The organism is Pseudomonas sp. CFBP 5748 (assembly GCF_053850495.1).
Map to the genome: position 1 here is coordinate 136,456 of NZ_JBSPTN010000005.1, position 22,215 is coordinate 158,670.

General features: G+C 60.2%; 19 protein-coding genes. 7 read left to right on the forward strand and 12 right to left on the reverse strand.

Annotated features, from left to right (window positions below):
* The first annotated feature begins 94 nt into the window (after positions 1-94).
* The gene (gene arcD / locus ACWNZ1_RS13240) at positions 95-1,588 is read left to right on the forward strand and encodes an arginine-ornithine antiporter (protein ID WP_135845835.1); all 1,494 of its coding nucleotides are present in this window, start codon (positions 95-97) and stop codon (positions 1,586-1,588) included.
* Between the two features lie 89 nt (positions 1,589-1,677).
* Complete coding sequence (locus tag ACWNZ1_RS13245; protein ID WP_135845836.1) at positions 1,678-2,214, forward strand: Hsp20/alpha crystallin family protein; 537 nt, start codon at positions 1,678-1,680, stop codon at positions 2,212-2,214.
* A 126-nt stretch (positions 2,215-2,340) separates the two neighbouring features.
* Here the strand turns inward: ACWNZ1_RS13245 and ACWNZ1_RS13250 are convergent, their stop codons facing one another.
* The 3 genes from ACWNZ1_RS13250 to ACWNZ1_RS13260 form a co-directional block, all read right to left on the reverse strand.
* A complete protein-coding gene (locus tag ACWNZ1_RS13250) occupies positions 2,341-3,696 on the reverse strand; it encodes an MBL fold metallo-hydrolase RNA specificity domain-containing protein (RefSeq protein WP_256453272.1) in 1,356 nt (451 codons plus the stop codon).
* 100 nt (positions 3,697-3,796) lie between these two features.
* Entirely contained in the window at positions 3,797-4,687 is an 891-nt protein-coding gene (locus ACWNZ1_RS13255; RefSeq protein ID WP_135845838.1) for a universal stress protein, read from the reverse strand.
* Positions 4,688-4,753: 66 nt separating this feature from the next.
* On the reverse strand, positions 4,754-7,126 hold the full coding sequence (locus ACWNZ1_RS13260; protein ID WP_256453273.1) for a phosphoketolase family protein: 2,373 nt from the start codon (positions 7,124-7,126) through the stop codon (positions 4,754-4,756).
* A 190-nt stretch (positions 7,127-7,316) separates the two neighbouring features.
* On the opposite strand from ACWNZ1_RS13260, the gene ACWNZ1_RS13265 reads away from it, so the two are divergent.
* Positions 7,317-8,300, forward strand: coding sequence for a zinc-binding alcohol dehydrogenase family protein (locus ACWNZ1_RS13265; RefSeq protein WP_256453274.1), 984 nt, complete (start codon positions 7,317-7,319; stop codon positions 8,298-8,300).
* Here ACWNZ1_RS13265 and ACWNZ1_RS13270 read toward each other — a convergent pair.
* Positions 8,290-9,183, reverse strand: coding sequence for a universal stress protein (locus ACWNZ1_RS13270; RefSeq protein ID WP_256453275.1), 894 nt, complete (start codon positions 9,181-9,183; stop codon positions 8,290-8,292). The two genes, ACWNZ1_RS13265 and ACWNZ1_RS13270, sit on opposite strands and share 11 nt — an antisense overlap.
* A 248-nt stretch (positions 9,184-9,431) precedes the next feature.
* Between ACWNZ1_RS13270 and ACWNZ1_RS13275 the strand changes: the two genes are divergently transcribed.
* Positions 9,432-9,995 carry a GNAT family N-acetyltransferase gene (locus ACWNZ1_RS13275; protein WP_135845842.1) on the forward strand — a complete coding sequence of 188 codons (564 nt, stop codon included), beginning with the start codon at positions 9,432-9,434 and terminating at the stop codon, positions 9,993-9,995.
* A gap of 53 nt (positions 9,996-10,048) precedes the next feature.
* On the opposite strand, the gene ACWNZ1_RS13280 is transcribed toward ACWNZ1_RS13275, so the two are convergent.
* Together ACWNZ1_RS13280 and ACWNZ1_RS13285 are read right to left on the reverse strand one after the other, a co-directional pair.
* Positions 10,049-10,960, reverse strand: a complete 912-nt coding sequence (locus tag ACWNZ1_RS13280; protein WP_135845843.1) for a universal stress protein — start codon at positions 10,958-10,960, stop codon at positions 10,049-10,051.
* 106 nt (positions 10,961-11,066) lie between these two features.
* Positions 11,067-12,311: an MgtC/SapB family protein gene (locus ACWNZ1_RS13285; protein ID WP_135845844.1), complete on the reverse strand. Its 1,245-nt coding sequence runs from the start codon at positions 12,309-12,311 to the stop codon at positions 11,067-11,069.
* Positions 12,312-12,569: 258 nt separating this feature from the next.
* On the opposite strand from ACWNZ1_RS13285, the gene ACWNZ1_RS13290 reads away from it, so the two are divergent.
* Both ACWNZ1_RS13290 and ACWNZ1_RS13295 read left to right on the forward strand, forming a co-directional pair.
* Positions 12,570-13,502 carry a universal stress protein gene (locus tag ACWNZ1_RS13290; RefSeq protein ID WP_135845845.1) on the forward strand — a complete coding sequence of 311 codons (933 nt, stop codon included), beginning with the start codon at positions 12,570-12,572 and terminating at the stop codon, positions 13,500-13,502.
* Between the two features lie 32 nt (positions 13,503-13,534).
* Positions 13,535-16,303 carry a cation-transporting P-type ATPase gene (locus ACWNZ1_RS13295; protein ID WP_256453276.1) on the forward strand — a complete coding sequence of 923 codons (2,769 nt, stop codon included), beginning with the start codon at positions 13,535-13,537 and terminating at the stop codon, positions 16,301-16,303.
* A 28-nt stretch (positions 16,304-16,331) separates the two neighbouring features.
* Here ACWNZ1_RS13295 and ACWNZ1_RS13300 read toward each other — a convergent pair whose 3' ends face one another.
* From ACWNZ1_RS13300 to ACWNZ1_RS13325, 6 genes are all read right to left on the reverse strand, one after another.
* Positions 16,332-16,619, reverse strand: coding sequence for a cyd operon YbgE family protein (locus ACWNZ1_RS13300; protein ID WP_135845847.1), 288 nt, complete (start codon positions 16,617-16,619; stop codon positions 16,332-16,334).
* Entirely contained in the window at positions 16,616-16,738 is a 123-nt protein-coding gene (cydX, locus tag ACWNZ1_RS13305) for a cytochrome bd-I oxidase subunit CydX (protein WP_135845848.1), read from the reverse strand. Before cydX ends, ACWNZ1_RS13300 begins: the two co-directional genes overlap by 4 nt.
* 22 nt (positions 16,739-16,760) lie before the next feature.
* The gene (gene cydB, locus ACWNZ1_RS13310) at positions 16,761-17,897 is read right to left on the reverse strand and encodes a cytochrome d ubiquinol oxidase subunit II (protein WP_265072134.1); all 1,137 of its coding nucleotides are present in this window, start codon (positions 17,895-17,897) and stop codon (positions 16,761-16,763) included.
* Positions 17,890-19,461, reverse strand: a complete 1,572-nt coding sequence (locus ACWNZ1_RS13315; protein ID WP_135845850.1) for a cytochrome ubiquinol oxidase subunit I — start codon at positions 19,459-19,461, stop codon at positions 17,890-17,892. Before ACWNZ1_RS13315 ends, cydB begins: the two co-directional genes overlap by 8 nt.
* Positions 19,458-19,634: a cytochrome oxidase putative small subunit CydP gene (gene cydP, locus ACWNZ1_RS13320; protein WP_178084266.1), complete on the reverse strand. Its 177-nt coding sequence runs from the start codon at positions 19,632-19,634 to the stop codon at positions 19,458-19,460. Before cydP ends, ACWNZ1_RS13315 begins: the two co-directional genes overlap by 4 nt.
* Positions 19,635-19,788: 154 nt before the next feature.
* The gene (locus ACWNZ1_RS13325; RefSeq protein WP_256453278.1) at positions 19,789-21,108 is read right to left on the reverse strand and encodes a sigma-54 interaction domain-containing protein; all 1,320 of its coding nucleotides are present in this window, start codon (positions 21,106-21,108) and stop codon (positions 19,789-19,791) included.
* Positions 21,109-21,335: 227 nt separating this feature from the next.
* On the opposite strand from ACWNZ1_RS13325, the gene ACWNZ1_RS13330 reads away from it, so the two are divergent.
* Positions 21,336-22,214 (forward strand): MBL fold metallo-hydrolase, encoded by an 879-nt coding sequence (locus ACWNZ1_RS13330; protein ID WP_135845852.1) that lies wholly within the window; start codon positions 21,336-21,338, stop codon positions 22,212-22,214.
* Position 22,215: the final 1 nt, after the last annotated feature.

Sequence of the window (22,215 nt, forward strand, 5' to 3'; positions counted from 1 at the left end):
TGCCTCCTGCTGCCTTTGCGCCGAGATTAATACCAGCGTTCGGACCTTCGCATGGGCGACGGTCTCGGACCTTTCGTCTCGTGGAGGCCCTATCATGGCAACGCACCTGCAAGGCACGGAACCGGTCATCCCGACCGTCACACCTCACCCTTTAGCTGGCAGTTTGCGAAAGGTCGAACCTAAACGCTTGTCGTTGAGCCTGCTGATCGCCCTGGTAGTCGGCTCAATGATCGGCAGCGGCATCTTCAGCCTGCCCCAGAACATGGCCGCCAGCGCGGGCGCCGGGGCGATCCTCATCGGTTGGCTGATCACCGGCGTGGGCATGCTGTCGTTGGCCCTGGTCTATCAGATGCTCTCCAATCGCCAGCCTGAGCTCGATAACGGCGTGTTCGCTTACGCCCGCGCGCTGGGGGGTGAATTCCTGGGTTTCAATTCGGCCTGGGGCTACTGGATCAGCGCCTGGATCGGCAACGTCAGTTACCTGGTGATTCTGTTCGCCGCGCTCAGTTACTTCTTTCCGCTGTTCGGCGAAGGCAATAACAAAGCGGCCATTGCCGGTGCGTCGGTGGTGTTGTGGGCGCTGCACTGGATGATCCTGCGCGGCATGCGCACCGCCGCCAAGGCGAACGCCCTGACCACCATAGCCAAGGTGGTGCCTCTGCTATTGTTCGTTGGGCTGGTGATCGCCGGTTTCTCCAAGGACACCTTCCTGGTGGACTTTTGGGGCACGCCAGCACTGGGCAGTACGCTGGATCAGGTCAAGAGCACCATGCTGGTGACGGTCTGGGTGTTTATCGGCATTGAAGGCGCCAACGTATTTTCCGCCCGTGCCGCCGAACGGGCGGACGTGGGCCGGGCCACCGTGATTGGTTTCGTCTTGACGTTGTTGCTGCTGATCGCCGTTTCCCTGTTGTCGCTGGGTATCCTCAGACAACCTGAACTGGCCGCCCTGAAGAACCCGTCCATGGCGGGGGTATTGGAAGCGGTGGCCGGACCCTGGGGGGCGGTGCTGATCAGCATCGGCCTGATCGTTTCGGTGGGCGGCGCCTTGCTGGCCTGGACCCTGCTGGCGGCTGAGTCGGTGTTCACCCCGGCCAAGGAAAAGGTCATGCCGCGTCTGCTGGCCTCGGAAAACCAGCAGGGAGTCCCCGCCAATGCGCTGTGGATCACCAATGGTTGCATCCAGTTGTTCCTGTTGTTGACGCTGTATTCGAGTGCCAGCTACCTGGCCCTCATTTCGCTCGCCACTTCGATGATCCTGCTGCCGTACCTGTTCAGCGGCCTGTATGCGCTGAAGATGACCTGGCAAGGCCAGACCTACGCCGGCCATCGCAGCCTGCAACTGCGCGACATGGCCATAGCCCTGGTCGCCACCGCCTATTGCGTCTGGCTGCTGTACGCCGCCGGTCCCCGGTACATGCTGCTCAGTGCCCTGCTCTATGCCCCCGGCTCGTTGATCTACCTGAGCGCTCAACGGGCCAGGACAGGCCAGGCCCTGAACGGTTTTGGCTGGGCCCTGCTGCTGGTGATCTGGGTGGCGGCGATCTTCGCCGGTTGGATGCTCTGGTCCGGCCAGCTCTCGTTGTAAAAGCTTGCAAGCGTGCATTGACCCGTCCGGGACCGGCCCCTGGCAATGGCGCCAGGAGCCATCCGGACATCACCAAAGAGGAAAATCAAATGTCCAATTCAGTGAAAAAAATGCCGGTCAACACCGAAAAAAATGCTCCGCATCCCGCCAAGACTGACCTCTGGCATCCGCTGGAAAAACTCCGTCAGCAGGTCGATCACCTGTTCGATGACTTCAGCCGGGGGACAGGGCTCTCCCCCTTCAGTCGCGGATTGTTCGATGTCGAGCCCTTCTGGCGCCGCGAGTTCGCCACCAGCCTGCCGGCCGTGGATATCAGCGAAAAGGATAAGAGCTTTGAAATCACTGCCGAACTGCCTGGCATGGATCAAAAGGACATCGAAATCCGCCTGGCCAATGGCAACCTGATCATCAAGGGGGAGAAAAAAGAAACCAAGGAAGAAAATAAAAAAGGTTATCACCTGTCCGAGCGCCATTACGGCTCCTTCGAAAGGGTGTTCAACCTGCCAAAAGGGATCGATAGCGACAAGATCGAAGCCCAGTTCAGCAAAGGCGTGCTGACACTGACGCTGCCTAAAAAACCGGAAGCACTGAAAGCGGAAAAAGTCGTGCCGATCAAGGCTGACTGAACGCTCGATAGCCTGCCCCTCGCCGGCCAACGACGAGGGGCTTTTTTGTGGCAGGGCTTATTTCAGGCTGACGACGTCGTTGCCGCTACCGGCCTCTTCGCGAGCAAGCTCGCGATGGCGGTGGGGTCAGAGCTCCACGCTATCGCGGTATTCCGGCACCGACACTGACCAGCCCAGTTCGTCGTGAATGCGATGGCGCAGGACATCGGAAGCGTTGGGCTCGCCGTGGACGACATAGGTATGCCGTGGCGGGGTCTTGAAGCCGCGCAGCCATTGCATGATTTCGTCGGCATCGGCGTGGGCAGACAGCGTCTGCATCGGCACCACTTCAGCATTGATCGGCACGTCCTTGCCATGGATACGCACCGAGGGCTCGCCCGCCACAATCCTTGCGCCCCGCGTACCACCCGCCTGGAACCCCGGCATCAACAAGGTGTTGATGGGGTTGGGGGCAAGACTCTTGAGGTGGTGCAGCACCCGTCCACCGGTGGCCATGCCACTGGCGGCGATAATCACTGCCGGGGTGCGTTGCAGGTCCAGGGCCATGGAGTCCTTGGCCGAGCGAACCGGATGTGCAATGTGACACATGCCTTCGCATTCTTCCCTGGACAGCCGATGCTCAGCGCCAAAGCGCTGATACAACCGGGTGACATCGATGGCCATGGGACTGTTGAGGTAAATCGGGATATCCGGGATGGCGTGGCGCTGTTTCAGGCGATACAGGTGATACATCAGCAGCTGTGCGCGTCCGACCGTGAACGAAGGCACCAGGGTGATGCCGCGACGCAATGCCGTGCGGGTAATGACATCGGCCAGTTGATCTTCCGGTGACTCCCGTGGGTGCCGACGGTCGCCGTAGGTGGATTCCACCAGCAGATAATCCGCCTGCTCGATGGCCTGGGGGGCAAACATCACCGGGTCCTCGGGCCGCCCCAGGTCCCCGGAACACACCAGCGTCAACCCGCCAGCCTGGACCTGCACCGTGGCGGCGCCGAGGATATGCCCGGCGCGGCGCAGCAATATCGTCACCCCTCGGGCAATTTCCACCGGATGTTCAAACGCGATCGGCCGCAGTAACTTCAGCGCCCGCTCGGCGTTCTCGAGGGTGTACAACGGCAACGCCGGGTCGTGCTTGGAGAATCCCTTGCGGTTAGCGTACTCGGCCTCTTCTTCCTGCAGGCGGGCACTGTCGCGCAAGAGGATTTTCACCAGTTCACAGGTCGCCGGCGAGGCATAGATCGGACCGCGATAACCATTGCGCACCAGCACCGGTAGATAACCGCTGTGGTCCAGGTGCGCATGGGTCAATACGATCGCGTCCAGCTCCCGCATTGGCAGTTCGAACGGGTCCCAGTTGTGCAAGCGCAATTGCTTGTACCCCTGGAAGAGACCGCAATCGATCAGGATGTGCTGTTCGTCGTGTTCCAGCAGGTATTTGCTGCCGGTGACCGTGCCGGCTGCTCCCAGAAAGGTCATGCGCATGACGGTGCTCCTGAACAGTCGATAGAGGCTCTATGGGTCACATCATTCACCTTGCCTGCCGTTGATTTTAGTCAACAACACAGTGGCCAGGGCCGATTGCTCAAACCGCCAGAACACTGCACGACACCTGGTACAGAATGTGCTCGGTCGTGCTGCCCAAGAGTCCATGCAGATCATTGTGTTGGAATCGGCCCATGACGATCACGTCTACCTCGTGCTCCAAGGCGAACTCACTCAGGGCCGACACTGGATGGCCCAGTAGAAAATGCCGGCGCTCGGCCGGCACACCGAACAGATTCGCCAGTTCCAGGAAGGTTTTTTCCAGGCTCCTGCGAAACTCCTTGCTGAGCTGCGACAGCGACAGGCCGCCACCGCCCACATCCCCCAGATAGACTGACGACACCTCATAGGCATGAACCAGATGCAGCTCGGCGTCGCACTGCAAGGCCAGCCCCATTGCCTCGCGGATGATCCGGTCGTTCAGCCCACTGTTCTGGGCAAATGCACTGGAAGGGTCCACCGCCGCGACCACTTTACGCGGCAGCGCATGACCGGTGGCCCCCACCAGGTACATCGGTACAGGGCAGTTGCGCAGGAGTTGCCAGTCCAGCGGCGTGAAAAATGCGCGTTTGAGTAAAGGCTCGTGTTGCACCTGCTTGATCAGCAAGTCGGGTTGGATCTGCGTGACGTGTTGCAGGATCTGCTTGCCCATCTTATGGGCCCACTCCACCTCGGTGGTGACCCGCAGGCCACGACGACGCATCTTGTCCGCCTCATCCTCCAACCAGTGGCGATGGTCCTGGAGATAGTTCTGCCGCGCCTCTTCGCGCGGCTCCTCTTCAAGCAGCGACAGGATCTCCAGTGAGGGGATCAATGCGGTGATGTGCAGGTGCGCCCCGCTGGCCGCCGCCAGGGCCGCGCCGTGATGAAGGGCGGGCGAATGGCGTTGGGCCGGGTTGAGGATCAGCAGCAGGCGTTGGTACTGGCTCATGATGGGTCTCCAAAGTCAGGCTCGAACGCCACGGTGCAGCGTCGATGCCATGAGGCGTGTTGGCAGTCATTGCGGCGTCGGCGTCCAGCGCCAGTTCAATACTTCGGGCATGTCCTGGCCATGCTCGATGAGGTACAGCTGATGCTTTTCCATGGTTGCCCAGTAGCGATCCCGAGCGCTGTCCACCAGCGGCTGCAAGCGTGGCACGCGCTGGATGACATCGAGCGCCAGTTGGTAGCGATCCAAGTGGTTGATCACCGCCATGTCGAACGGCGTGGTGGTGGCGCCCTCCTCCATGAAACCGCGGACATGGAAGTTATCGTGATTGTGGCGTTTGTAGACCAGCCGATGGATCAGCGACGGATAACCGTGGAAGGCGAAAATCACCGGCTTATCCACGGTAAACAACCCATCGAACTCGGCGTCCGGCAACCCGTGGGTATGCTGTTGCGGCGGTTGCAGGGCCATCAGGTCCACGACATTCACTACCCGCACACGCAGGTCGGGCACGTACTCACGCAGCAGCGTGACAGCAGCCAGGGTTTCCAGGGTCGGCACGTCACCGGCACAGGCCATCACCACGTCCGGGTCCTCGTCGTTGTGGCAGGCAAAGGCCCAGCGACCGATCCCGATCGAGCAGTGCCGGATGGCCGAATCGATGTCCAGCCATTGCCATTCCGGCTGCTTGCCGGCCACGATGACATTGATGTAATCGCGGCTCTTGAGGCAGTGATCGGCAACGGACAACAAGCAATTGGCGTCTGCTGGCAGGTAGATGCGCACCACGTCGGCGCTCTTGTTCGCCACCAGGTCGATGAACCCCGGGTCCTGATGGGAAAACCCATTGTGGTCCTGACGCCAGACGTGGGATGTGAGCAGGTAATTGAGCGAAGCGATGGGCGCGCGCCACGGGATCTGGGCAGCGGTCTTGAGCCACTTGGCGTGCTGGTTGAACATCGAATCGACGATGTGGATGAACGCCTCATAGCAGGAAAACAGCCCGTGCCGACCGCTCAGCAAATACCCTTCCAGCCAACCTTCACACACCTGTTCACTGAGGATTTCCATCACCCGGCCTTCGCACTCCAGGTTCGTATCGCCCGCCTCCAGCGCCGCCATCCAGGCTTTGCCACTGACCTCGTACACCGCATCGAGGCGATTGGAGGCGGTTTCGTCGGGGCCGAACAGGCGGAAATTGCCCGCCCGCAGGTTGTGCTTCATCACATCTCGCACAAAGCCGCCCAACACCCGTGTGGACTCTGCCTGCACGCTGCCGGGGGCGCTGAGTTGCACGGCGTAATCAGTAAACCGAGGCAGCTCCAGGGGTTTGAGGAGCAAGCCGCCATTGGCGTGGGGATTGGCGCCCAGGCGCCGATGTCCGGTCGGCGCCAACGCGGCAATATCCGGCAGCAACGCACCGTTGGCGTCGAACAGTTCCTGGGGCCGATAACTCTGGAGCCACTGTTCCAGTTGCGTCAAGTGCATGGGCAGCTCGAAATGGCTCAGCGGTACCTGGTGAGAGCGCCAGGTGCCTTCAACCTGCTGCCCGTCGACGAACTTCGGACCGGTCCAGCCCTTGGGCGTGCGCAACACCAGCATCGGCCAGAGCTGACGCTCCGGCGCCTCCCCCGACGAATCCGCGCGGGCCATGCGCTGGATCTCGCGAATCTTGAGCAACATGCCGTCCAAGGTCCTGGCCAACTGCTGGTGCACCGCTTGCGGGTCGTCGCCTTCGACAAAATAAGGGTCATAGCCGTAGCCATACATCAGGGCCGCCAGTTCGTCTTCACTGATGCGCGAAAGCAGCGTCGGGTTGGCGATCTTGAAGCCGTTGAGATGCAGGATGGGCAATACGGCGCCATCGCGCCGGGGGTTGAGGAACTTGTTGGAGTGCCAGCTTGCCGCCAACGTGCCGGTTTCGGCTTCACCGTCACCAATGACGCAGGCCACGATCAGGTCCGGGTTGTCGAACGCCGCCCCATAGGCATGGGCCAGGGAATAGCCCAGCTCCCCGCCTTCGTGGATAGAGCCAGGAATCTGCGCCGAGACATGACTGGACAGCCCATAGGGCCAGGAGAATTGCCGGAACAGGCGCAGCATTCCGTTTTCGTTCTGCTCCACTGCGGGATAGCACTGGGTGAAGCTGCCCTCCAGGTAACTCTGGGCGACGATGGCCGGGCCGCCATGCCCGGGGCCGGTGATCAGGATCATGTCCAGGTCATGACGCTTGATCAGGTGATTGAGGTGCACGTAAATCAGGTTCAGCCCTGGCGTCGTGCCCCAATGGCCCAGCAAGCGAGGCTTGACGTGACCCTGTTGCAGCGGTTTGCGCAGCAAGGGGTTGTCCTTGAGGTAGATCTGGCCCACGGCCAGGTAATTGGACGCTCGCCAGTAGGCGTCAATGCCTTCCAGTTGGTCGGGGCTGAGAAAATCGCTCATCACGTCCTCCGCAAAAAACAGGGTTGGCGGCAGCTGACCCTGATCGCTTGAACCGTTCTCGAACGGCTTGCCATGCCTGATTCTGGAGCGCCCGAATGAGCACGACTTGATTTACATCAGAACCAGGGACGCTAAGGTCATACAAGGTTCTCGTTCGATGTTCTGGCACCGCCCAAACAGGAGATTGCTCATGCGCGCCATGGTCCTGCACACGCCCGGCCAGCCCTTGCAACTGGAGGAACGTCCGCGACCGACGCCGGCCTCCGGGCAAATGCTGATCAAGGTGCAAGCCTGCGGTGTGTGCCGTACCGACCTGCACCTATTCGACGGAGAACTACCGCAGGCCCGGTTGCCGCGGGTGCCGGGCCACGAGATTGTCGGTGAGGTGATCGCCGTTGGCGCGCAGGTGGCCGCGGACTGGATTGGCCGGCGGGTAGGCGTGCCCTGGCTGGGGTGGACGTGCGGGGTGTGTGAGTTCTGCCGCTCGGGTCGGGAGAACCTCTGCGACCAGGCGTTGTTCACCGGCTGCCAGCTGGACGGCGGTTATGCCGATTACACCGTCGCCGATGCGCGGTTCTGCTTCCCCCTCCCCGACACGCTGGAGGCCGCCGAAGCGGCGCCCTTGCTGTGTGCCGGGCTGATCGGTTTCCGGGCCTTGCAGATGGCGCAAAACGCCCCTCACCTCGGGCTTTATGGTTTCGGCGCCGCTGCACACCTGGCGATCCAGGTCGCTGTGGGCCGGGGTCAGCAGGTCTATGCCTTCACTCGTCCCGGTGATGACAGCGGCCAGGACTATGCCCGTTCGCTGGGCGCCACCTGGGCCGGGCCATCGGATCAGGCGCCGCCACACTTGCTCGACGCCAGCCTGATATTCGCCCCCGTCGGCGCCCTGGTGCCGCTGGCCTTGCAAGCCACTGCCAAAGGCGGCTGCGTGGTGTGTGCCGGCATTCACATGAGCGACATCCCGGCCTTCCCCTATCGCCTGTTGTGGCAGGAGCGCAGCGTGCGCTCAGTGGCCAACCTGACTCGCGCGGACGGCGTGGCGTTTTTCGAGCAGATCCAGCGTACGCCTGTGCATTGCAACGTGACCTGCTACCCACTGGATCAAGCCAACCAAGCCCTGGAGCGCCTGAGGAGCGGCCAGGTCAACGGGGCCATCGTGCTCATCCCTTGACCGCCAGCAGACTGCCCGGCACCGAATACAGGGCCCGCTCCGTCGTACTGCCAATCAAACGCTCAAGACCGGCGCGGTGCACGGTGCCCATTACCACCACGTCCGCCTCGAACGCCTCGAGGAATTCATGAATCACCGGCACGGGCAGGCCGATGACGAAGTGCCGGCGCTCGGCCGGCACCTCACAACGTTCGGCGAGGGTGATGAACGCTGCGTGCAACGATTCGCGCAAGGCGTCGGCAAAGTCCTCATCCCAGGCCCCGGCCAGTAACGCGGCTTCGCCATTGAAGGCCGGCGACAAGTCGCAGGCATACAGCAGGTGCAACGCAGCATCGCATTGCCGGGCCAAGGCAGCGGCCGTCTGGACGATGCGCTCGTTCAAGGCATTGGCCTCGGGATCCGAGGGGTCCACCGCAGCCACCACCCGACGCGGCAAGCCGTTTACTGCCTGGTTGACCAAATGCACGGGGACCGGGCAGTCGCGCAACAGATGACAATCCAGCGGCGTGGCGAAAACGCGCTTGAGCAAAGGTTCGAGGGTGACGTCCTTGATCAACAGGTCGGGCTGGAACTGTTCGACGTAGCGCAGAATGTCCAGCAACGGATGGATGGTCCAGACCACGTGTGTCGTCACCTCCAGCCCTTCCTCCTTGAGCAGCGAGGCCTCCTCCACCATCCAGCGACGATAACGGTGCAAATAGCGCTGGATCGTCGCCTGGTCGATTTTTTCACCCCACAAATGGGTACGCGGTGGCGGCTGAACGAAGGCGCATAAATGCAGCTCGGCGCCACTGGCCCTGGCCAGGGCACAGGCCCGTCGCATCGCCGCGGAAGGATGCAGATCGGGTTCGACAATCAAGAGCAGGCGCTGGTATTGCCCCATCACACACCTCCATCGGGTTGTTCACCTCGAGTCGGAAACCGCGCGCCGACACGTTGCGGCGCGATCTGCAGCGTGCGCTCATCGATGCCCCAAGCGGTTTGATCTGAATCAACTACGGGGCAATCGACAGCTGGGTACACGAGGACTGATCCAGATCAGAATCAATCGCCGCCGCGGGCGTAGAACAGTACCGAATGCGTAGCTTTTTTTGCCGCACCGCAGGTTCACATCCGAAGGAGGATCACATCATGCTCACAGTCAAAGACCACAACGAACGTGCCGCCGCCCTGTATGCCAGCATCAGTGGCAAGCACTGGATCCAGGCCCTTAAAGACGGCCGGCACGTGTTGATCAGGCCGCTGCGCGATGAAGACCGCCAGCGCGAATATGACTTCATCAAGCGCCTGTCACCGGAGTCCCGGCACATGCGTTTCCTGGCGCAAATCAATGAGCCAGGCACGGCCATGCTCGATCAGTTGATGGATATCGATTGCAAGACACGCATGGCCTACATCGCCCTGGTCCATGACAACGGCCAGTTGATCGAGATCGGCGTCAGCCGCTATTGCGCGACCGGCGAACATGAATGCGAGTGTGCCGTGACCGTCGCCGATTCCTGGCAGCACCTGGGGCTGGGGACGTTGTTGATGGAGCATTTGATCGAGACCGCGCGCAAAAACGGTTATCGCCAGATGTATTCCGTCGACGCCGCCAGCAATGCCCCCATGCGGGACCTGGCCCATAGCCTGGGGTTTGAAACCCGTTCCGACCCCGACGACACCCGGCAGGTCATCCACCGTCTCTATCTCTAGTCACAACACTGGCGCGGGGCCACGCATCGAGGCCCCGCGCGGAGTTGATCCCCTCACTCCTGCGGCTTGATCGCCAACACGCTGCAGGGGGCCCGTTGCAAGATGAGTTCGGCGGTGGTGCCCAAACGCCGGTCCAGGCCACGATGCCCGGTGGTGCCCATGACAATGACGTCGACCTGGTGATCGGCGGCGAACGTGCAGATGCTGTTCAATGGCGTGCCTTCAATGAAATGACGCTGCTGCGGCTCGACCCCATGGCGCTCGGCCAGGGACTCGAAGACCTCGTGCTGCGCCCGGCCCAGTGCTTCGTAGAGTCCCGTGGCCAGGGGTAGCGCGCCGATGCCCATGTCCGAGGCGTACACCGCCGTCCAATCGAAAGCGTGCAGCAACTCCACTTGGGCGTTGCACTGTTCAGCCAGTTTCACGGCGGCGTTGACGATCTGGTCGTTGAACACCAGGTCCTGGTCTTCACTGCGCAGCACATCGACAATCGCCAGGATCCGCCGAGGCCGGGGGTGACGGGCGTCCGTGACCAGGTGTACCGGCACCGGACAGTCACGCAGCAAGCGCCAGTCCAGTGGCGTGAAGAAAATTCGCTTCATCGCCGGTTCCGGCTCGGCGTCCTTGATGATCAGTGCCAATGGCATCTCTTTGACGTATTGCTGCAAAGCTTGATAGGGATCTTTGCCCCAAACCACTTCACAGCTCACCTCGACCCCGTGTCGGCGCGCCAGCTCAGCCTGTTGCCACAGCCAGTGCCGATGCGTCTCCAGGTAGCCCTCGCGCGCTTGTTTGACCTGCTCCGGGGCGAAAAGACCGGCCACCGAGAGCAAATCCAGGTAATCGATCGCGACGATGTGCAGGGGCAAATCCAGGGCCAGGGCCAGTTCGGTGGCACGGTCGAACGCTGGCGTACGGATCATGGCGTCAGGCGCCAATAACAACAAACGTTGAGTCTGGGACATGGAACACCTCGGCACGTGGCGGCTGCCACTTAAAGGATTGAGGGTTCCAGAATGGACGCATGCCAAGCGCAGGACTTGATCTTCATCAAGCTGCCATCACTCAGGCTCACGGACTCGGGAGTAGTAGCCCGGCCCACATCGCCAGCGTCACCAGCACCTGACCTGGGATCACATACCCGGCGAAACCGCGCCCACCGCTGAGCCAGGCCACCACACATTTGCTCAGGGAGTTGCTGCTCAGCGCCATCAAGACCGGCACGGCGACGACATCGAAGGGCATCAACCCGGCCTTCGCCAAAGAAGCAATGGAGGCTGTCGAGGCATGGGCGTCGACCAGTCCGCTGAAAATCGCAGTCACGGTCACACCGGTCTGCCCGAATTGCTCAAGCATCGCCGATGACAGGAGCGTGATACCGCTCATCACCAGAACGACCGTCAATGCCAGTTTGAGGCTGAAGGCCCCGCCGTGCTTGATAGGCTCATCGGCCCGAACCCTGGGGCGGGGAAACATCAGCAGGCCAGCGTAGAGCAACGTCATCAGCAGCCCGCACAGCAGCGGCCCCCACATCCAACGCAACAGAGCGGGCTCCACCGCAAAGAGGATCAACCCCATTTGAACCACCGTCGCCAGGTTGGACAATACGGCGGCGGCACTCAGCACCTTGAGATTGAGCGGCTCTTTCGCGGCGATATTACCCATGGTCGCGACGGTCGCCGTGGCCGAGGCGAACCCCGAGGCAATCGCGCTGAGGGCGTAACCGTAACGGGTGCCAAGGGTGCGGACTGCGACATGCCCCAGCGCCCCCACCGCCATCAGCATGACTGTCAGGGTGCAAAGGGTGCGCGGATTGATTGCATTGTAGGGTCCGAGGAAACGATCCGGCGCCAGCGGTAGCACCACCAGGGCAGCAATCAACAGCAACAGGCCATCACGCAGTTCGGCAGCGGTCAGTTGGTTGCGGGCGAAGTGGTGCAGCGTCTGCCGACTGGCGAGCAGCCCGGCTATGACCACACCAATCGCGATCGCCAGGGCCGGCGCGCTCACACATAACGCCCCCAAGGCCAGCACCGCGAACACAGTCACCTCGCTGGTGATGCCGGGGTCTTTGTCGAGGTTTTTCCAGTACGCCATCGTGACCACTGCCCCCAGCGCAAGCGCGACGAACCCAAGCAACAACGGGCCGCCGGCCCGGACCGTGACATAACCCAGCAAAGACGTAATGGCAAAGGTGCGCAGGCCAGCAAAGTCGCGTCTATCGCCCTCGCCTTTACGCCGCTCGCGCTCCAGCCCCACCAACAGGCCGATTCCCAGCGCAGCGGCAGCATTGGCAAAGCCCAGGGTTTCGCTTATGGGGGCGTCGATGGCGATTACTCCAACGGTATCTATATCCAGGGGGAACCCGAGCCTGCCCGGCTTTTGCCCTGGGGAGAGTGATCATGATCAAACATAGCGCTATTGCTCGAGCGCTGCAGGACGCGATACCACGTTTTCGGCCAGGTTTGATGTAAATCAAACCGCCGGATCTACGGACGATCATGATCAAACCCAGACGCCACGCCGTGCGAAGGGTCGCCCGGTGCCAATACGTCCGTACCCGGGAGGTTTGTCATGTCTACGCAATCGCGCTTGATGCTGGTCGTCTCACCGCTGATGGAACACAACCCGGCGTTCGACCGGGCAGCCGCCCTGGCCAAGGCCGAAGGCGCCGCCCTGCATATCGTCGCGTTCGACTACCTGGAGGGCCTGGCCACCGCCGGCCTGGTCAATGAGCAGGCGCTGGAACAGATGCGCCTGGGCTACATTGAACGCCATCGGCAATGGCTGGAGGAGCAGGCCCGGCCGCTGCGCAAGCTCGGCATCGAAGTCACGACAGAAGTGACGTGGGTCGAGCGTCCATTGCAGGAGATCCTGATTCACCTCAAGGAGCAGCCGATGGATGCGCTGATCAAGACGGTGGACCCTGAGTCCTGGTTCTCACGCCTGATGTTCACTCCGCTGGACGTGCACCTTCTGCGCGAATGCGCAGTCCCGCTGCACTTCGTCAATAAGGTCACCCATCCCCGCCCGCGCAAGATTCTGGCGGCCATCGACCCGTTTCATCGCGACGGGCGCTACGAAGGTCTCAATGACCGGGTCTTGAGCGAAGCCAACAAACTGGCGGTCAGCTGCGACGCAACGCTGGAAGTCATCTACGCTTACGACCTGTCCTCCATCACCGCCGCCGAATACGGCTTCGGCAATGGCTCGACATTCTTCTCCTCAACCCTGGCCCGTCAGCTCTACGAGTCCCAGGGCGCAGCCTTCGACGCCCTGGCAGAACGCAACGGCATCGCCCCGGAACAACGGCGCATGATCATGGGCGAGCCGGCCAAGGTGCTGACCAGTTACGCGGCCGCCCATGATATTGACGTCATCGTCATGGGCCGAGTGCGCTATGGAGGCTTGGACAAGCTGATCGGCAGCACCGTGGAGGGCTTGTTGTACAAGATGCCCTGCAGCTTGTGGGTGATTGCGCCGCAACAGGTCGGCTCAAGCGTGTAAAGCAACCGCCACGCGCAAAGGAACATGCCTTGATGAATAGACCAAGCGACGCATCGCAGGAGCAACATCCGATTCCCACAGATGCCTTGGCTTGGTACACGTTACCTGCGGAGCAGGTGCTGAACCTGCTTGAGGTCAATGAGCAAGCCGGGCTGAGCGCGGCGCAAGTGCAAGCCCGGCTTGAGCGCACGGGCTTCAATCGTCTGCCCGAATCAGCTCGGCGGCCAGCGTGGCTGCGATTCTTGCTGCAGTTCCACAACATTCTGATTTATGTACTCCTGGCGTCTGCCGCGCTGACGGCGATGTTGCAGCACCTGTGGGACACCGTGGTCATTGTGGCGGTAGTGCTTGCCAATGCAGTTATCGGCTACGTCCAGGAAGGCAAGGCAGAACAAGCCATGGACGCCATCCGGCAGATGCTGGCGCCGTGCGCGGCAGTGATCAGGGCCGGCCAACGCCTGGGTGTCGCGGGTGAGGTGCTGGTTCCGGGCGATATCGTTTTGCTGGAGGCCGGTGACAAGGTCCCCGCCGATCTTCGCCTGCTGCACGCCAACAGGTTGCAGATCCAGGAAGCCATTCTGACCGGCGAATCCGCCCCCGTGGAAAAACACATCCAACCGGTGCGACTGGCGGCGCCCCTGGGCGATCGTGCCTGCATGGCCTTCAGCGGCACCCTGGTGACCTGCGGACAAGCGACAGGGGTCGTTGTGGCGACCGGCACATCAGCCGAAATCGGCCGCATCAGCAACCTGCTGTCGGGCGTCGAAACACTGACGACGCCCCTGGTGCAGCAAATGAACGTTTTCGCACGCTGGCTGACGCTATTGATTCTGTCCGTCGCGGGGTTGCTGCTCATTTACGGTCACTTTGTCCGGCATTACCCATTCACCGAGATATTCATGGTCGTGGTGGGGCTGTCGGTCGCGGCCATACCTGAAGGGTTGCCCGCGGTGCTCACCATCAGCCTGGCGGTCGGGGTTCGGGCGATGGCCCGTCGCAACGCCATCGTGCGGCGCCTGCCTGCCATCGAGACGCTGGGTTCGGTATCCGTCATCTGCACGGACAAGACCGGCACCCTCACCCGCAACGAAATGATGGTGGCGTCGGTTGTCATCAGTGATCTTACTTTCACAGTCGATGGTGCGGGATATCAGCCCACGGGCAACATGAACCTTGCCGATCAGTTGATCGATACAGCCAATCACCCGACATTGGCGCAACTGGGGCGCGCGGCCAGTCTCTGTAATGACGCCATGTTGAGGCAGCATGAACAGGCATGGAAAGTCGAAGGGGATCCGATGGAGGGCGCATTGCTGGTGTTTTCGGCAAAGGCCGGCATCAATAGCGAAGAAGAACGCGGTACGTGGGCTCGCACCGATGCCATTCCGTTTGACGCCAAACACCGATTCATGGCGACTCTGCATCACAACCATGACCGACAAGCCTCTATTTATGTCAAAGGCGCGCCTGAGCAGATTCTCGCCATGTGTACACAGCAGCGTGGCAGTGCTGGAGCGGCCGAGCGGCTTGACGCCGATTACTGGCACCAACAAGCCAATACCATCGCCAGCAAAGGCCAGCGGGTCTTGGCGTTTGCAATCAGGTCAGTGCCGCCCGAACACACCGTATTGCAGTTGGCTGATGTGCAAGGGACGCTGACCTTGCTTGGTCTGGTGGGCATGATCGACCCGCCTCGTCCAGAAACGATACAGGCCATTGAGCAATGCCAGGCGGCCGGTATCGCCGTTAAAATGATCACGGGGGATCACTCCGGTACCGCCCGCGCCATCGGCTATCAGATTGGCTTGCAAAACCCTGACAGGGTCCTGACCGGCCTCGATCTGGACGCCATGAGCGATGGCGTACTGAAAGAAGCGTTAAAGGAGGTGAACATCTTCGCCCGCACCAGCCCTGAACATAAGCTCAGATTGGTGACGTTGTTGCAATCGAACGGCATGACCGTGGCAATGACCGGCGATGGCGTCAACGACGCACCCGCGCTCAAGCGCGCAGACGCCGGCATCGCCATGGGCGGCAAAGGCAGTGAAGCGGCGAAAGAGGCTGCGGACCTGGTGCTGGCCGATGACAACTTCGCCTCCATCGTGGCTGCGGTACGTGAGGGACGGACGGTCTATGACAACATCAAGAAAGTGTTGAGTTGGACGTTACCGACCAATGCCGGCGAGACAATGACCATCATCGTCGCGCTGCTGTTTGGCTTCACGCTGCCAGTCACGGCCATACAGATTTTGTGGATCAATCTGATCACCGCAGTAACACTCGGAATCGCCCTGGCGTTCGAGCCGACCGAGGAGCACAGCATGCGCAGGCCTCCGCGCGCCAGGCATGAGCCTTTGATCAGCGGCGCCCTGGTCTGGCACATGGTGCTGGTTTCCATCCTTTTCCTGTGCGGCGTCAACGGTATTTTTTCGTACGCGCTCGACCGTGGTTATTCAGTGGAGTTGGCCCGTACCCTTGCGGTCAATACGTTGGTCGTGATGGAAATATTCCACTTGTTCTTCATACGCAATCTGTACGGCACCTCTTTCACGTGGAAGGCCATTCGAGGCACGAAGGTGGTGTGGCTGACCATCGCAGTGGTGACCGTCGCTCAATTCGCCATTACGTACGTGCCGACATTGCAAAAGGTCTTTGCCACCGAGGCCGTCTCATTCATGGATGGACTCCTGATCATAGGGATTGGCATGGCCTTCTTTGCCCTCATCGAGATTGAGAAACAGATTCGCCTACGCCTGACCGAGCCCGGGATTGAGACGCCTTCAGCAGGGCCAACCGTGTAGAGGTCACCCGACGCTGATACGCCAGCGATCAACGCCAGTACTTTAACGCCCCTGCAAGCACCAGTGCCCCAAAGCAGATCCACCCCGAAAATAACCACCGCCAGATCCGCCTGCGTGGAACGAAACCCACCCCCCTCACAAACGCCACGCTCATGGCTGCGAACAACGCGCTGGCCAGAGCATGATCGGCTTTCCCATCAGGGGTTGCGATCATGGGGGGATAAAGCGTGCAGGCCAGCATGATGGTCACTGCAATGATCAAACTCAGTACATGAATACGTGAGGACGGCTGGGCCGCGCAGAGGTGCGGCTTCATCGCGGCGCCTCGTCACTATCACTCAAGGCTCGACCCGCCTCGTTCTCGCCCCACATCGCATTCAATATCGCCAGTAGTAACGCAAAACCGACGCCTAGCATCCAGGCGAAATACCACATGTCTTTGACTCCTTTGCAGGCACTAGTAGGCTGAATGTTCGTTGGCTTTGATCTGTGCAACGGTGACCTTGCCGCGCATGACGCGGTACGCCCAGGAGGTGTAAAGGACAATCAGTGGCATGAAGATCAACGTGGCCCAGAACATGATGGCCAGGCTCAGATGACTGGAGACGCTGTCCCATACCGTGAGGCTCGCCGCTGGCATCGTTGATGACGGCATGACGAAGGGAAACATCGATACGCCTGCGGTGCTGATGACACCGACCACCGCAAGCGATGAGGCGACAAATGCTGAAAGCGTACGGCGCATCACCAGCAACAGCGCGGCACCGGCTGCGCCAGCCAAGCCCAGCGCCGGCAACAGCCACAGCGCCGGATAATGGCCATAGTTAGCCATCCAGGCCCCCGCCTCTCTCACGACCGATTTGTTGAGAATGTCAGGCAACCCGGCGGTATCCACCACCGACGCAATGCGATAGCCCTCAATCCATTGCAACCAGATACCGGCAACGACGAATGAACACACCAGCACTATCGCAGCGCCCACCGCGCCTGTTATAGCCCTGGACTGAATGCCCCCCTCAGTGCGATGGGCCAGATACGCGCCGCCCTGCAGGGTAATCATGGCGCTGCTTACGATGCCGGTCAGCAGCGCGAAAGGGTTGAGCAATTGCCAGAAACTGCCGGTGTACGTCGACACCAGGTATTGATCGAAGTGAAACGGGACCCCCAGCAGCAAATTGCCAAACGCGATCCCGAACACCAACGGCGGCACCGCCCCGCCGACGAAAAGCCCCCAATCCCAGGTACTGCGCCAGGCAGGGTTGTGGATCTTGCTGCGATAGTCAAAACCCACCGGGCGGAAAAACAATGCCCAGAGGACCAGGATCATCGCCCAGTAGAATCCGCTGAATGCGGTGGCATACACCACCGGCCAGGCGGCGAACAGCGCGCCGCCGGCCGTGATGAACCAGACCTGATTCCCATCCCAATGCGGTCCCACGGTATTGATGACGACGCGGCGTTCCATGTCATTGCGGCCAACAAACGGCAGCAGCGTACCCACGCCCATGTCGTGGCCGTCCATGATGGCGAAACCTATCAACAGGACGCCGACCAGCGCCCACCAGATAATCTTCAGGGTGAAGTAATCAAGCATGGTGCAGCTCCTTCAACTTGGCGTCGTAGACATAACGGCCTGTACCCAGGCTGCCGGGCCCCTGGCGGGCGAACTTGACCATCAGGAACATTTCCACCATCAGCAGTACGGTGTAGAAAACAACGAACCCGGCCAGCGAGCCGTACAGGTTGTTGACGCTGAGGGTGGAGACGCTCATGTGGGTCGGCAGTACGCCGTAGATGGTCCAGGGTTGGCGACCGTATTCGGCAACAAACCAGCCCAGCTCGCAGGCGAGCCATGGCGCAGGCAGCATGAAAAGAGCCCCGCGCAGTAACCAGCGATGGTGTGTAGAACCGGACTTCAAGGTGCTCCAGAATGCCAGCCCGAAAAGCATCAGCATGGCAAAACCAAGGCCCACCATAATGCGAAATGCCCAGAACATCGGCGTCACGCGTGGAACGCTATCGTTAACGGCCGTTTCGATGATTGCCGGCGTCGCCTGGTTGACGTCCTGGACATAACGTTTGAGCAGCAAGCCGAAACCCAGATCAGCCTTATAGGCTTCGAAGGTGTTGAGTGCGACGGGATCGCCGCGATTTGCCCTCAGTGTTTCAAGGGCATTGACGGCGGTAATACCGCGGATGATTCGAGCGCGGTTTTTCTCCTTGATGTCGTGAATACCCGGAATCTGTTTGCTGACCGAGCGGGTTCCAATCAGCCCCATCAGCCAGGGCACCTCGACTTCCCAATTGTTCCTGGACTCAGCTTCATTGATGCTCGCCACCAGGGTCAGGCCGGCCGGTGCGGGTTTTGTCTCCCACATGGCTTCCATGGCGGCCATTTTGGTTTGCTGCGCTTCACCCACCGTGTAGCCGGACTCATCCCCCAGCACTATCACGCTCAAGACAGAAGCCAACCCGAAAGCCGCCGCCACCCGAAAGCTGCGTTTGGCAAACTCGACGTCACGACGTTTGAGCAAATACCAACTGGAAATCGACAATACAAACATCGAGCCAGTGACATAACCCGCCGAAACGGTATGCACGAACTTGGCTTGGGCCACCGGATTGAAAACCACTGTCCAGAAATCGACCATCTCCATGCGCATGGTGATGTAGCTGAACTCTGAACCCACCGGATTCTGCATCCATCCGTTGGCAATCAGGATCCACAGCGCCGACAGGTTCGTACCAATCGCCATCAGCAATGTGACCAGCAAGTGATGCTGCTTCTTCAGGCGGTCCCAACCAAAAAAGAACAGGCCGATCATGGTGGACTCGAGAAAGAACGCCATCAGGCCCTCAATCGCCAGGGGGGCGCCGAAGATGTCGCCGACGTAGTGCGAGTAGTACGCCCAGTTGGTACCGAACTGAAACTCCAGCGTGATCCCTGTCGTCACCCCCAAGGCGAAGTTGATGCCGAACAGCTTGCCCCAGAAGCGTGTCATGTCTTTCCAGATGACATTGCCGGTCATGACATAGACGCTTTCCATGATGACCAGCAGCCAGACCATGCCCACGGTGAGCGGTACAAAAAGAAAGTGATAAAGCGCAGTGGCTGCAAATTGCAGCCGTGACAGGTCCACCAGTTGTTCTGAAATCACTTGCTTGCCCCTTGAGCCGAGGTGGGTACGCCGAACCTTTCGCCGATGGTGTTCGAGTCGACGCTGACGCGCGAATCCCGGACGAACACCCACCACAGCACTGTCAGCACAATCAGCTTGATCAGTACTGCTGTGAGCAAATGGCGCCGCAGTCGTTTATCGGAAATAGTCATGACGGGGCATTAGCACGCGTCATGCCAAAGGCAGGAAATCAGATTTTTTATTGATATAACAATAAGTTAGAAACCGGCGCTCAGTACGCCGGGTACCCGGAAAGGAAAAAGTCCTGCCAGGGTGGCAGTCAATGGCAGTCAGGGCTGACGGCCTTCAGGACAAACCTTGTTCTTTCAGTCGCCTGTACAACGTACGTTCACTCACACCCAAGTGTTCAGCCAGTTCGCTACGCGTACCTTTAAAAGTTGCCAGCACCTGTGCCAATGCCCTGCTGTCGAGCACTGGCGTAGCCAATGGGCTGGACACCGCGGTAGCCTGGGGTAACTGCACCGAGTGAATCACGCCGTCATCGGCGAACAGGCTGGCCCTTTCCAGAACATTACGCAGCTCACGGATATTGCCCGGCCAGGAAAACTGCTGCAGCTGCTTCAAGGCAGCGGAGTCGATAGTCAGCCGGCGCTTGCCTCTACCGGCACGCTGCAGGAACGAATGTACCAGCAAGCTGATGTCTTCCACCCGGTTACGCAAAGGGGGTAAGTGAATGGGAAAAACGCTGATGCGGTAGTACAGGTCTTGCCTGAACTCACCGGTTTCCACCATTTTCTCCAAAGGTTTGTGGGTCGCCGCCACCAGCCTGAAATTGGCATGCAGGGTCTCGACACTGCCAACACGGCGATAGGTTCCAGACTCAATCAACCGCAGCAATTTCACCTGCATGGTCAGCGGGACGTCACCGATCTCATCAAGAAACAACGTTCCGCCCTGGGCCGTTTCAACCAGGCCCGGCTTGCGCGTTGTGGCCCCCGTGAACGCCCCCTTTTCATGACCGAACAGCTCGCTCTCGAACAACGTTTCGGTCAACCCGGAGCAATCGACCACCACAAAGGGTCCCGAGGCACGTTCACTGGTTTCATGAACCGCCCTGGCGAACAGTTCCTTGCCTGTGCCGGACTCTCCCAGCAACAACACCGGCAACATCGATGGCGCGACTCGCTGCAGTTCTGACAGCGCCTGGTTGAAGGCCGGTGAATGGCCTACCAAGCCCTCATTGCTGGGCCGGGCTGACGCGCTGCGCACCAGGGTCAACCGTTCCACGTAAGCGGTGATATCGCCGTGCTCATCCAGGATCGGGCGCAGCTCCACATCAACGTGCTCAGGTCCACGGGGGGTGTGGTGGATGTGCAAGACCCGATCCGGGCCGCGCATTTCCTTGGCCTTTTTCATCGGGCAGTGCTCACCGGCCTGATCGCAAGGGACATCGTAGTGATGGGAAATCCGATAGCACTTATGACCGATAAAGGATTTGTCGGCACTGCCGAACTGACGCAGGTAAGCCGTATTCGCTGCCAGGATGTTGTAATCGGGATCAAGCACGATCATCGGATGAGGCTCGTGCTCGAGAAACGAGACCAGGGACTGCACCTGGTCCGGATGCGGAAGATGTTCTTGGGTGGACGGCAGGATGTTGATCATCGCGGCTCCGGTGCATAGTCCTGGCTAAACTGACACTGCCACTATGCCAACAAATACTGCCAGTGGCAGTACCTTTGTATCAACGCGCGTAAAGACATCGCACGAAAGAGTATTAAAAACCAATAAAATCAAATGCTTGAGTGTAATCCTCGCTTTGATCATGGCATGGCAGACTTATTGCTGTATGTATTCTTTGAGCGGCTGCTACAGTCCTGAGGAGGCAAGTCATGACCGTAAAATTGCACGTCGAAGGGTTCTTCGATCCTGAGACCCACACTGTCAGTTATCTTGTGCTGGATGAATCGACCGGTTACTGCGCCTTGGTCGACAGTGTCCTGGATTACGACCCAAAGTCGGGCCGTACCACGACGTCGTCTGCCGACAAGTTAATGGCCCGGGTGGCGACGTTGAACGCTACGGTCCAATGGATTCTCGAAACCCACGTCCATGCCGACCACCTCACCGCCGCACCCTATTTGAAGGAAAAGCTCGGCGGTAACATCGGTATCGGCAGCCACATTGCCGCGGTGCAGGAAGTCTTTGGCACCCTGTTCAATACCGGTGGCGACATGGCCCGCGATGGAAGCCAGTTCGATCACCTGTTTGTCGATGACGAACCTTTCATGATCGGTGCATTGCAATGTCGCGCGCTTCATACACCGGGCCATACCCCGGCCTGCATGACGTACGTCATCAGCGACGGCCTGGAAACGGCTGCATTCATCGGCGACACCTTGTTCATGCCCGACTACGGTACCGCACGATGCGATTTTCCGGGTGGTGATGCCCGCGCGTTGTTCCAATCCATCAACAAGGTGTTGAGCCTGCCGGCCAACACCGTGCTCTACACCTGCCACGATTATCAGCCCGGTGGCCGCGAGGTGCAGTTTGCCAGCACGGTTGCCGAACAACGCGCCGACAACGTCCATGTCCGTAACGGCATCAGTGAAGAAGCCTTTGTCGCAATGCGCACCAAGCGTGACGCTTTGATGGACATGCCGACGCTGATCCTGCCATCGGTGCAAGTCAACATGCGCGCCGGCCACTTTCCCGAGCCTGAATCCAACGGCACGCGCTATCTCAAGATCCCGCTCAACGTGCTCTGAC